Annotated in this window: 8 protein-coding genes; 2 read left to right on the top strand and 6 right to left on the bottom strand. The window is 69.0% G+C overall.

The genetic code is table 11. From position 1 onward, the window contains the following. Window positions 1-24 precede the first annotated feature (24 nt). From murF to mraZ, 6 genes are all read right to left on the bottom strand, one after another. Window positions 25-1455 carry a UDP-N-acetylmuramoyl-tripeptide--D-alanyl-D-alanine ligase gene (murF, locus tag LR948_RS00620; protein WP_232751978.1) on the bottom strand — a complete coding sequence of 477 codons (1431 nt, stop codon included), beginning with the start codon at window positions 1453-1455 and terminating at the stop codon, window positions 25-27. Beyond that, window positions 1452-2936, bottom strand: coding sequence for a UDP-N-acetylmuramoyl-L-alanyl-D-glutamate--2,6-diaminopimelate ligase (locus LR948_RS00625; protein WP_232752613.1), 1485 nt, complete (start codon window positions 2934-2936; stop codon window positions 1452-1454). The genes murF and LR948_RS00625 overlap by 4 nt, the downstream gene beginning before the upstream one ends. Window positions 2937-3045: 109 nt before the next feature. Then, complete coding sequence (locus LR948_RS00630; protein ID WP_232751979.1) at window positions 3046-4827, bottom strand: penicillin-binding protein 2; 1782 nt, start codon at window positions 4825-4827, stop codon at window positions 3046-3048. After that, a complete protein-coding gene (locus LR948_RS00635; protein ID WP_232751980.1) occupies window positions 4824-5171 on the bottom strand; it encodes a cell division protein FtsL in 348 nt (115 codons plus the stop codon). The genes LR948_RS00630 and LR948_RS00635 overlap by 4 nt, the downstream gene beginning before the upstream one ends. After that, window positions 5171-6166, bottom strand: coding sequence for a 16S rRNA (cytosine(1402)-N(4))-methyltransferase RsmH (gene rsmH / locus LR948_RS00640; protein ID WP_232751981.1), 996 nt, complete (start codon window positions 6164-6166; stop codon window positions 5171-5173). The genes LR948_RS00635 and rsmH overlap by 1 nt, the downstream gene beginning before the upstream one ends. Window position 6167: 1 nt before the next feature. After that, window positions 6168-6647, bottom strand: a complete 480-nt coding sequence (mraZ, locus tag LR948_RS00645) for a division/cell wall cluster transcriptional repressor MraZ (protein ID WP_232751982.1) — start codon at window positions 6645-6647, stop codon at window positions 6168-6170. A gap of 1257 nt (window positions 6648-7904) precedes the next feature. Here mraZ and LR948_RS00650 point away from each other — a divergent pair. Next, the gene (locus LR948_RS00650; protein ID WP_232751983.1) at window positions 7905-8114 is read left to right on the top strand and encodes a DUF1127 domain-containing protein; all 210 of its coding nucleotides are present in this window, start codon (window positions 7905-7907) and stop codon (window positions 8112-8114) included. Between the two features lie 888 nt (window positions 8115-9002). Then, window positions 9003-12077 (top strand): valine--tRNA ligase, encoded by a 3075-nt coding sequence (locus LR948_RS00655; RefSeq protein WP_232751984.1) that lies wholly within the window; start codon window positions 9003-9005, stop codon window positions 12075-12077. The last annotated feature ends 80 nt before the right edge of the window (window positions 12078-12157 follow it).

Below are 12157 nucleotides of genomic sequence, written 5' to 3' on the forward strand. Positions count from 1 at the left end.
GTCCGGGCGCGGGGTTTGGGGATGTCAGGATGGCTCCGCGCCTTGGCGCATTTTCCGTATCGCGTCAACCAGCCGCCCCAGCCCCATGGAGAGCGAGGCCTTGACCAGCACCACGTCGCCGGCATCGAGGTCGCGGGCGAGCTGGGCCTGCATTTCCTCGGCGGTCTCGGTGGCGCGGCCGCGTTTCTCGGGCGGCAGCGCCTCCCAAAGGGCGCGCATGAGCGGGCCCACGCAATGCACCCGGTCGATCTTGGCCATGGCGGGCAGATCGGCGAGCGCGGCGTGCAAGGCCACCTCCGAGGGGCCGAGCTCCTTCATGTCGCCCAGGTAGGCGATCCGCCGCCCGCGCCCGAGCCGGCCCAGTCCGTCGCGGGGCTCGGCCCCGGCCAGCACCTCGAGGGCGGCGCCCATGGAGGCAGGATTGGCGTTGTAGCTGTCGTCGATCAGCTCGAGCAGCGCCTCGCTTTGCGCGATGTCGAGCTGGATCTCCTCGCGGTGGCCGCGGCCCGCGCCGGGCGTCCAGGTGCCGAGGTCGATCAAGGCCCGCGCCCGGTCGAGGTCCAGCGCCCAGACCGCCGCCAGGACCGCCGCGGCATTGACCGCGAAGTGCCGGCCCGGGACGGCCACCTTGTAGAGCACCTTCTCGCGCCAGGCGCGCAGATGCGCCACGGTCGAGACATCGCCGACGCGCACGTCGGTCACCCGGTGGTGGCAGCCGCCGCTCTCGCCGAAGCTCAGGCTGCGGGCGGCAAAACGCTCGGCGCTTTCGGCCAGGATCGGCGCGGTCTCCACGTCGCCATTGTAGATCGCGGTTCCGCCGGACTCGAGCCCCTCGAAGATCGCGCCCTTCTCGCGGGCGATGCCCTCGATGTTGTCGAAGGCGGCCAGATGGGCCGGGGCGACGATGGTCACGATGGCCACATGCGGGCGGGCCAGCCGCGCCAGGGGGGCGATCTCGCCGGGGTGGTTCATGCCGATCTCGATCACCGCGTATTCGGTGTCGCGCGGCATCCGCGCCAGGGTCAGCGGCACGCCCCAGTGGTTGTTGTAGGAGGCCTCGGCGGCATGGGTCCGGCCCTGGGCCGAGAGCACCCGGCGCAGCATGTCCTTGGTCGAGGTTTTGCCGACCGAGCCGGTGACCGCGACGACCCGCGCGGCGCTGCGCGCCCGGCCCGCGCGGCCCAACGCCTCGAGCCCCTCCAGCACATCCGGCACGATCAGGAGCGGCGCATCCTCGGGCAGCCCCTCGGGCACATGGTCGACCAGCGCCGCCGAGGCGCCCTTGGCCAGGGCGTCGGCCACGAAGTCATGGCCGTCGCGCGCGGCGCGCAGCGCCACGAAAAGATCGCCGGGCTTCAGCGTGCGGGTGTCGATCGAGACGCCGCGCGCTTGCCAGTCGGCGGTGGCGCGCCCGCCCGTGGCCTCGGCGGCCTCGGCGCTGGTCCAGAGGCTCACGGCTGCCCCCCGTCGAGCGCGGTCACCGCGACGCTGGCCTGTTCGGCGTCGTCGAAGGGATAGACCGTGTCGCCGACCACCTGGCCGGTCTCGTGGCCCTTGCCGCAGATCAAAAGCGCGTCGCCCGGCCCCAGCGCGTCGACGCCGCGCAGGATCGCCTCGGCCCGGTCGCCGACCTCGAGCGCGCCGGGCGCGCCCTGCATGACCTGCGCGCGGATCGCGGCGGGATCCTCGGAGCGGGGGTTGTCGTCGGTCACGATCACCAGGTCGGCGTGATCCGCCGCCGCCTGCCCCATCAGCGGCCGCTTGCCCGCGTCGCGGTCGCCGCCGGCGCCGACGATCGCGATGAGCCGGCCCATGACATGCGGGCGCAGCGCCTGGATCGCGGTTTCCACCGCGCCGGGGGTATGGGCGTAGTCCACGAAAACCGCGGCACCATTGGCGCGGGTGGCGGCCAGCTGCATCCGCCCGCGCACGGTGACGAGGCGCGGCAGCACCTCGAAGACCCGCTCGGCGGGCTCGCCGCAGGCGATCACGAGGCCGGCGGCGACCAGCACGTTCTCGGCCTGGAAGCCGCCCATGAGGTTCAGCCGGAGCTGGCGCACCACGCCCTCGTGGCGGATGCGGACCTCCTGGCCGGTGGCGTCGAAGCGCTGCGCCATGAGGCAGAGGTCGGCGCCCTCGTCGCGGCCCACGGTGACCAGCTCCTGGCCGCGCGCATGGGCGATGGCGGCCATGTCGACGCCGCGCGCATCCTCGATGTTGACGACCGCGGTGCCGTCCTCGGGCAACACGCGGGCGAAAAGCCCGGCCTTGGCGTCGAAGTAATCCTCGAAGCTGGCGTGGTAGTCGAGATGGTCCTGGCTGAAGTTGGTGAAACCCGCGGCCTTGAGCTGCACCCCGTCGAGCCGGCGCTGTTCGAGCCCGTGCGAGGAAGCCTCCATGGCGGCGTGATCGACCCCCGCGGCGGCGGCTTCCGAGAGCGCGCGGTGCAGGGTGATCGGCTCGGGCGTGGTGTGCTTCAGGGGCGCGTGCCAGTCGCCCTCGACCCCGGTGGTGCCGAGGTTGACCGCGCGCAGGCCCAGCTCCTGCCAGATCATCCGCGCGAAGGCCGCGACGCTGGTCTTGCCGTTGGTGCCGGTCACCGCGACCATGGTCTCGGGCTGGGCGCCGAACCAGAGCGCCGCCGAATAGGCCAGCGCCTGGCGCGGCTCGGCGGCGACGACCAGCGCCGCCTCGGAGCCCGCCAGCGCCTCGGCGGCGATCTCGGCGCCCTCGGCATCGGTCAGGACCGCCGCGGCGCCCATGCGCAGGGCATACTGGATGAACTCAGCCCCGTGCACGCGGGTGCCGGGCAGCGCGGCGAAAAGCGCGCCCTCGCGCACCTCGCGGCTGTCGACGGTCAGCCCGGTGATCCGGGCCTCGCGGCCGCCGCGGGCGGTCAGGCCCAGCTCTCCCAAGGTCTTGAAGGTCGCGCTCACAGACAAGTCCCCCTCCTTCCGCGCTCGGGTTCGGGCCAGGGGCGCGGATGCGCGCCCCCTGCTTTCCTGTTGCCCCGTTTTGCGGGCCGGGTTCAAGGCCCGAGAGGGGTCAATTGGCGGTAAGCTGCAGAAGCTCGCGCGGGGCGTAATCGGGCCGCAGGCCCAGCAAGGGCGCGATCCGGCCGATCATCTCGGCGGTGACCGGCACGGCGGTCCAGCCGGCGGTGCGGCGCGGCTTCTCGCCCATGGTCTCGACCGGCTCGTCGAGGGTGACGATCAGCACGTATTTGGGGTCATGGGCGGGGAACATCGTGGCGAAGGTGGCGATCACCTTGTCCTCGTAATAACCGCCGCCGCGCTCCTTGGGCTTGTCCGCGGTGCCGGTCTTGCCGCCGACGTGGTAGCCCGGCACCTCGCCGAAGCTGGCGGTGCCGTCGGTGACGACCCGGCGCAGCATCTTGCGCGATTCCTCGGCGGCATAATCCGACATGACGCGGGGCCCGTGCCGGGGGCCGCTTTGCTTGAGAAGCGTGGGCTTCACCGCGAAACCGCCGTTGGCGATTGCCGCATAGGCCGAGGCCAGGTGCAGGGGCGAGGCGGAGAGCCCGTGCCCGTAGGAGATGGTCACGCTCGACAGGTCGGTCCAGCGGCTCGGCAGGAGCGGCTTGCCGCCCTCGGCCTCGGTGATCTCGAGCGGGGTCGGCTTGAAGAAGCCCAGCGTGTCGAGGAACTGCTGCTGGCGCTCGATGCCGATGTCCAGCGCCATCTTCGCGGTGCCCCGGTTGGAGCTTTTCACGATGACCTCGGAGACCGTCAGGTCGCCGTAATTCTTGTTGCGGAACTCGCCGATGCCATGGCCGCCGATGCGCATCGGCGGGCGGGTGTCGATCACCGTGTCGGGGCGGACCAGGTTCAGCTCCATCGCCTGGGCGGCGGCGAAAATCTTGAAGGTCGAGCCCAGCTCGTAGACCCCCTGCACCGCGCGGTTGAAGAGCGGGCTGTCCGCCGGCGTGCCCTCGGTCGGCGGCGCCGGGCGGTCGTTGGGGTCGAAGGTCGGCAGCGAGGCGATGGAGACCACCTCGCCGGTGTCCACATCCATCAGCACCGCCGCCGCACCCTTGGCGTTCATCAGCATCATGCCGCCCGCCAGCACCCGCTCCATGGCGCTTTGCACGGTGACGTCGATCGACAGCTCCAAGGGCGCGCCCTTGCGCGCGGGGTCGCGCAGCTCCTTGTCGAAGTAGCGCTCGATCCCGGCGCTGCCGATGACCTCGGCGGAATGCACGCCCTCCTGCCCGAAGCGCGCGCCGCCAAGCACATGGGCGGCCAGCGTGCCGTTGGGATAAAGCCGCATCTCGCGCGGCCCGAAGAGGAGCCCCGGCTCGCCGATGTCATGCACCGCCTGCTTCTGCTCGGGGCTCAGCTTCTTGCGCACCCAGACGAACTTGCGCTTGCCGGTGAAGTCCTTGACCAGCCGCTCGCGGTCGAGCTCGGGGAAGATCCGCGCCAGCTCCTCGGCGGCGCGCTCGGGCTCGATCATCTGCTGGGGATGGGCGTAGAGCGAATGGGTCTCCATGTTGGTGGCCAGGATCCGGCCCTTGCGGTCGACGATATCGGCCCGCTGCGAGACGATCGAGGCGCCCTGGGTATAGGCCCGCGGCTCGGCGGGCTCCGAGGCCGCCAGCGTCGCCATGCGCGCGCCGGTCACCGCGAAGGCGCAGAAGAAGGCCACCCCCAGCACCAGGAGCCGCCCCTCGGCGCGCACCCGCGAGCGGTCGCGCATCTGCTCGTGGCGGATGCGCAGGTTCTCGCGCTCGATGGCATCGGGGTTCTCGCCCTTCTGGCGGGCGTCGAGGATCCGCGCGAGCGGACGCAGGGGCGTGCGGATCATGGCCGGTCGTCTCCGTCGCTGGACAGCTCGATGGGCGTGCTGAGATCGAGGATCGGCGGCGCGGGATAGGCGATCTGGTCGACCCGGCCGAACTGGTCGGGGCGGAACTGCAGAAGCCGCAGCCGCTCGAAGTTGACCTCGGAGAGGTCGCGCAGCCGGTCGGGCCGGTTGAGATAGGCCCATTCGGCCTTCAGCACCGCCAGCCGCTCGCGGGCGCCGCCGATGTCGCGGCGCAGGTCCTGCACCTCGGTCAGCGCCTCCTGGGTCTTGTAGTTCTCGCGGTAGGCCCAGAAGGCCAGGCCGATCACCGACAGGAAGGTCAGGATATACAGGAAGGTGCGCATCAGCCTCCCCCTTTCTTGAGTTCCGGCATGGCCAGGGATTTCGCATCGACCCGGCCCGCCGGGGCCTCGGTGCGATGCGCCACGCGCAGCTTGGCCGAGCGCGCGCGGGGGTTGGCCTCGAGCTCCTCGGCGTCGGGGCCGATGGCCTTCTTCGACACCAGCGTGAACTGCGGGTCGGGCGGGGTCAGCTCGGGCTGGAAGCGGTTGGCGCGGCCGGTCTGGCCGGCGCGCATCTGCAGGAAGCGCTTGACCATGCGGTCCTCGACCGAATGGAAGGTCACGACGGCCAGCGCGCCGCCGGGCGCCAGCGCCCGCTCGGCGGCCATGAGCCCTTCGTAGAGCGCGGCATATTCGTCATTCACCGCGATGCGCAGCGCCTGGAAGCTGCGGGTGGCGGGATGGGACTGGCCGGGCTTGGGGCGCGGCAGGCAGCCCTCGACGATCTCGGCCAGACGCCCGGTGGTGGTGATCGGCGCCTCGGCGCGGGCCCGCAGGATCGCCTTGGCGATGCGCCGCGAGGCGCGCTCCTCGCCGAAGGTGAAGAGGATCTCTGCCAGGGCCACCTCGCCCGCCTCGTTGACGATGTCGGCCGCCGAGGGCCCGTCCTGGGACATCCGCATGTCGAGCGGGCCGTCCTTCATGAAGGAGAAGCCGCGTTCGGCCTCGTCGAGCTGCATGGAGGAGACCCCGAGGTCGAGCACCACGCCGTCGACGCCGCTGGCGATCTCGTCCATCTCGGCGAAATTAGCGCGTTCCAGCACGATCCGGCCGTCATATTCGCCGATCCAGCCCGCCGCCATCTCATGCGCCTGGGGGTCGCGGTCGATGCCGATCACGCGCTCGGCGCCGGCTTCGATCAGCCCGCGGGCATAGCCGCCCGCGCCGAAGGTGCCGTCGATCCAGGTGCCGCGAACCGGGGCGCAGGCCGCCAGCAGGGGACGCAGCAGAACGGGGATGTGCGGGGCATCAGGATTGGCAGCCGAGCCCTGGCTCATCTCAGTCCTCCCGCTTTCGCTTTTCGGGCAGCAGCGTGAGCGGATCCACATCCGGCGGCAGCGCGTCGAGATATTCGTCGACGCGCGATTTCTCGACCTCGTCGTAGGTGGTCGGGTTCCAGATCTGGAAGGTGTCGCCCGAGGCGATGAAGAAGGCCTCGGAATCCGCCGGCACGCCGATCTTCTCGCGCAGCATCTGGGTCAGCACGATGCGGCCGGTGTCATCGACTGTCGCGGTGGTGCTGAGACCGGTGAAGATGCGTTCGAGGATACGACGCTCCTGGGAGCCGCGCGGCAGTTCCTCGATCTGCTCCTCGACCTCTTCGATGGCCGCGATGGTGTAGCATTCGAGGTAGTCGCGCCGGTGGTCGCCGTAGACGATGACGAATTCGGGGGTCTGGCCGGACATCCAGTTGGGGTCGCCGGCCTCGAGGACACGTCGGAAAGAGGCCGGGATGGAGACCCGCCCCTTCTTGTCCACCTTCTGGTGGCCCGATCCTCTGAACCTCAGCCTGCGGCCCACTGCCCGGCCCCTTCACCTTGCCCCCGAACGAAAATGGCGGGTTGATCCGCTGCCATCGATCAACCCGCCACCTTGGTCCCGCTTGGGCGGGAGGATCCCGATCGCGCGCGCCACCTGGGGGGATGTCTGCTCGCCCGCGCGCCGGAATTCCGTTTTGTCCGACGAGAGCGAGGTGCCTGTATGAAACCCGCTCTGTTTTGTTTTTCGGGAGAAGTCTTTGCGGCTCTTTTGTCGTCCGCTGTCTTCCCTGCCCTCGTCGATGAATTATGGATGGCATGGGAATTTGTGGGACGCAACGATTTTTTTACGCTGCCACCACCGAATGTTGTCCACAGGGCATGTGGAAAACTAGATATTGCGGTGGGAAATCACGCAAATTTTAGTATATCTAGGCGGGAACCTGCCAATCAGCACCACATCTAGCGCGGATTTGGGCTGTCGCATATGGCCCATGATTTCCCGGATTTTTTTGCGCACCTCTGGAACTCGGGGCCAAAATCCCGGCGTTGGACCCCTTCCGCCTCTCGAATCACGAATGCGGGGACACGGCAAGCGCCTTGAATCCTTGAGATCAGAGGGCGCGCGCGGTTGCGACACCCCAAGCGCGGCCAGAGGCTGCCCATGAATTCCCAAAATGCGCCGATATTCAGCCCCGCGCCCAGCCGCACCCATGGTTTCCCAAGGCGATCCCGGGGCGATCCCGGGGCGGTGCCGCGTCCTGCGCCCCGCCCGACCGATTATCTTCGCGCGCGCGCACGCGCACGCGCGCACACGCGTGAGCAGGCTAGAGACCGGCAGGTCAGGCCGCCCGCGCGGCCTCTGGGGCGCGGGCTAGACCAGACCCTCCGCGCGCCCCGCCCGCGGGTGGCAGAGGAGCACCCTGCCCGGCCACCCAGCCCCACGCGCGACACCCGTCCTTGCCCCGCGCGCGACACCCGCCTTCACCACCGCCAAGACCATTCAGAGAGTCGCATATGTGCTGCGCTGCGGCGCCACTCAGGGCTCAAAGCGCTTGCGTTACCGCTGCCATCCCCCGAAGTGACGCCGCGTTACATTTTCGGAACAAAAAGCTTCGTCACGCAACCGCCTGTTTTTGCGCCATTTTAATGTTGCACATGATGCATAGCAGCTTTGAGCATATGGCCATTGTGCATCTGCAGCATCAGGCCCAATTAAGGGTCAACGAAGCGACGATAGACAGATGGACACAGACTGATGGCATACGCAGTCACGCAAAACACTCCCGCCGCCGGCGGCTTTTTCGCCCGCCTGAACGCAGACATCCGTGAGCGCCTCGAGCGCCGCCGGATCTACCGCCAGACCGTCAACGAACTGTCGGTCCTGAGCGATCGCGAGCTGGGCGATCTCGGCATCGCACGCTCGATGATCCGCGGTGTCGCATGGCAGGCGGCCTACGACCGCTAAGGCACGGCAGGGCGCGCAAGCCGCGCCCGCTCCGCAACGGCGCGAATAAAATATTCGGCGCCTTGCAACCAAACAAGGGGACAGGCGTTCCCAGACGAGTTTGAGGGCCCTCCTCCTCCCTGGCCCTCATGCGACCGCGGCGACACCGACCTCCTCCCTGGTGTCGCCGCAAAGTTTCCGGGGATCGGGTCACCAGACCCTACTCCCCACCAGAGCTGAAGGTCCTTCTCCTCCTCCCTTGGGGCCTTCGGATAAGGCGGCGGCCCTCATCTCCTCCTCCCTTGGGGGTCGTCGCCACCGAGATACCGCGGCGCGGACCCAGAGCGTCCTGCACCGCACCAGAGCTGAAGGTCCTTCTCCTCCTCCCTTGGGGCCTTCGGATTAGGCGGCGGCCCTCTCTCCTCCTCCCTTGGGGGTCGTCGCCACCGAGATACCGCGGCGCGGACCCAAAGCGTCCCGCACCGCACCAGAGCTGAAGGTCCTTCTCCTCCTCCCTTGGGGCCTTCGGATTAGGCGGCGGCCCTCCTTTCCTCCTCCCTTGGAGGGTCGTCGCCCCGAAATACGCGGCACGGGCGCCAGACGCCCCCGCCGCGACAGAGCTGAAGGTCCTCTCCTCCTCCCTTGGGACCTTCGGATCGGGCGGCGCGCCTTCTCTCCTCCTCCCTTGGAGGCGCGTCGTCCCCAAAATACGGGCCCGACGGCCCGGACAGAGCACAAAGGTCTCTCCTCCTCCCTGACCTTTGGCCTATGCGGCGGTGTCCCCCTCCTCCTCCCTGGGGCACCGCCGCTTTTCGTTCCGGCACCCGGTTTTTGCGCGGCCTTGCGCTTTCCCTTCCCGCCCTGCCGCGCTAGAGCGTGGCGCCAGTGACGAAGGAGGCCCGAGGCATCATGGCGATGGACAAGACGTTCGACGCGAAAACCGCCGAAACCCGCATCTATGACGGCTGGGAAGAGACCGGCGCCTTCCGCGCGGGCGCCAATGCCAAGCCCGGCGCCGAGGCCTTCTCGGTGGTGATCCCGCCGCCGAATGTGACCGGCAGCCTGCACATGGGCCATGCCTTCAACAACACGCTGCAGGACATCCTGGTGCGCTGGCACCGGATGCGCGGGCACGACACGCTCTGGCAGCCCGGCACCGACCACGCGGGCATCGCCACGCAGATGGTCACCGAACGCGAGATGGCCGCCAACGGCGAGCCCTCGCGCCGCGAGATGGGCCGCGACGCCTTCCTCGAGCGGGTCTGGGAACAGAAGATCAAGTCGCGCGGCACGATCATCGGCCAGCTCAAGCGGCTCGGCGCCTCCTGCGACTGGTCGCGCGAGGCCTTCACCATGTCCGGCGCGCCGAACGCCCCCGAGGGCGAGGACGGCAACTTCCACGACGCGGTGATCCGGGTCTTCGTCGACATGTACGAGAAGGGCCTGATCTACCGCGGCAAGCGGCTGGTGAACTGGGACCCGCATTTCGAGACCGCGATCTCGGACCTCGAGGTCGAGAACGTCGAGACCCAGGGCCAGATGTGGCACTTCAAGTATCCGCTCGCCGACGGCCGGACCTATACCTACGTCGAGAAGGACGAGGACGGGACCGTGCTCTTCGAGGAAGAGCGCGACTACATCTCCATCGCCACCACCCGCCCCGAGACCATGCTGGGCGACGGCGCGGTGGCGGTGCATCCCTCGGACAGCCGCTACGCGCCCATCGTCGGCGCCTTCTGCGAGATCCCGGTCGGCCCCAAGGAACACCGCCGGCTGATCCCGATCATCACCGACGAATACCCCGACCCCGATTTCGGCTCGGGCGCGGTGAAGATCACCGGCGCGCATGACTTCAACGACTACGCGGTGGCCAAGCGCGGCGGCATCCCCTGCTACCGGCTGATGGACATGGGCGCGCAGATGCGTGCCGACGGCGCGGCCTACGCCGAGGCCGCCGAGACCGCCATGGCCGTGGCGCGCGGCGAGACCACCCTGAGCGAGAGCGAGGTCGACGCGATCAACCTCGTGCCCGACGACCTGCGCGGGCACGACCGCTTCGAGGCGCGCCGCCGCGTGGTCGAACAGATCACCGAGGAGGGGCTCGCCGTCATGGTCCCCGCCCATGACCCCCGGCTCGGCAAGAAGGCCGCCCGCAAGGCCCAGCCCGAGGAAGGCGGCACGCCGCCCGAAGAGGCGCTGGTCCCGCTGATCGAGGAAAAGCTGATCATGCAGCCCTTCGGCGACCGCTCGAAGGTGGTGATCGAGCCGATGCTGACCGACCAGTGGTTCGTCGACGCCGAGGCCGTGGTGGGCCCGGCGCTCGAGGCGGTGCGCGACGGCACCGTCGAGATCCTGCCCGAGCGCGACAAGAAGGTCTATTTCCACTGGCTCGAGAACATCGAGCCCTGGTGCATCTCGCGCCAGCTCTGGTGGGGCCACCAGATCCCGGTCTGGCACACCCCCGGCTTCGGCGACGAATGGCGCTCCTTCTGCGCGGCAACCGAGGAAGAGGCGCTGCAGCAGATGCACGCCACCTTCGGCGATGACGCCGAGTTCATCATGGTCGAGGACGAGGCCGCCGCCACCGAGATGCTGGCCGGCTACTTCCAGAACATGACCGACACCACCGGCGTCGACCAGCGCCGGCGCCCGCAGGCGATCCCGGTCTTCCGCGACCCCGACGTGCTGGACACCTGGTTCTCCTCGGGGCTCTGGCCGATCGGCACGCTGGGCTGGCCCGAGGACACCGAGGAGCTGAAGCGCTACTTCCCGACCTCGGTGCTGATCACCGGCTTCGACATCATCTTCTTCTGGGTCGCCCGGATGATGATGATGCAATACGCCGTGGTCGGCGAACGGCCCTTCGACACCGTCTATGTTCATGCCCTCGTCCGCGACGAGAAGGGCAAGAAGATGTCGAAGTCGCTGGGCAACGTGCTCGACCCGCTCGACCTGATCGAGGAATACGGCGCCGACGCGGTGCGCTTCACCCTGGCCGCCATGGCCGCCATGGGCCGCGACCTGAAGCTCTCCAAGGACCGGATCGCGGGCTACCGCAACTTCGGCACCAAGCTCTGGAACGCCTGCCGCTTCGCCGAGATGAACGGCGTCTTCGAGGGCCGCGAGGCCAGCGCCACGCCGCCCCAGGCACGCGAGACGGTGAACCGCTGGATCATCGGCGAGACCGCCCGCGTCCGCGAGACCGTGGACGAGGCGCTCGAGGGCTACCGTTTCAACGACGCGGCCAACACGCTTTACAGCTTCGTCTGGGGCGTGGTCTGCGACTGGTATGTCGAGTTCTCCAAGCCGCTCTTCGACAAGGACCCCGAGGTCGTGGCCGAGACCCGCGCCACCATGGGCTGGGTGCTCGATCAATGCATGGTGCTGCTGCATCCCTTCATGCCCTTCGTCACCGAAGAGCTCTGGGGGCTGTCGGCCAAGCGCGACGGCATGCTGGTCCATGCCGACTGGCCCGACTACCGCGCCGCCGATCTGATCGACGCCGAGGCCGAGACCGAGATGCGCTGGGTCATCGCGCTGATCGAGGGCACGCGCTCGGCCCGGACCCAGATGCGGGTGCCGGTGGGGCTCTATGCGCCGATGCTGGTCGCCGATCTCGGCGAGAAGGAGCGCGGCGCCTGGGACCGCAACGCCGACCTGATCAAGCGGCTGGCGCGAATCGAGCGGCTCGACGAGGTCGAGAGCTTCCCGCGCGGCACGGTGACGATCCCGGTGGGCGCCACCTCCTTCGGGCTGCCGCTCGAGGGTCTGATCGACGTCGGCGAAGAGATCGCCCGGCTCGAGAAGGCGCGCGGCAAGCTCGAGAAAGAGGCCAACGGCCTGCGGGGACGGCTGAAAAACCCCAAGTTCGTCGAAAGCGCCCCCGAGGAAGTGGTCGAGGAAACCCAGGCCAACCTGGTGGCCCGCGACGAGGATCTCGCGGCGATCGACGCGGCCCTCGCAAGGCTCAAGGAAATCGGCTAGAGAGGTCCAGCCGCGGCGGGCGGCTCGAAATCGCCGAAGCTCTGGAAATCTCTCGGGCTTCGGCGCAATGATATCGGACA

It is taken from the genome of Roseivivax sp. GX 12232, assembly GCF_021272185.1.
Lineage (GTDB): Bacteria > Pseudomonadota > Alphaproteobacteria > Rhodobacterales > Rhodobacteraceae > Roseivivax.

Coding starts and splice junctions, on each gene's coding strand:
- LR948_RS00630 (WP_232751979.1), bottom strand. CDS start 4,827: ATGATCCGCACGCCCCTGCGTCCGCTCGCGCGGATCCTCGACGCCCGC.
- LR948_RS00635 (WP_232751980.1), bottom strand. CDS start 5,171: ATGCGCACCTTCCTGTATATCCTGACCTTCCTGTCGGTGATCGGCCTG.
- rsmH (WP_232751981.1), bottom strand. CDS start 6,166: ATGAGCCAGGGCTCGGCTGCCAATCCTGATGCCCCGCACATCCCCGTT.
- LR948_RS00650 (WP_232751983.1), top strand. CDS start 7,905: ATGGCATACGCAGTCACGCAAAACACTCCCGCCGCCGGCGGCTTTTTC.
- LR948_RS00655 (WP_232751984.1), top strand. CDS start 9,003: ATGGCGATGGACAAGACGTTCGACGCGAAAACCGCCGAAACCCGCATC.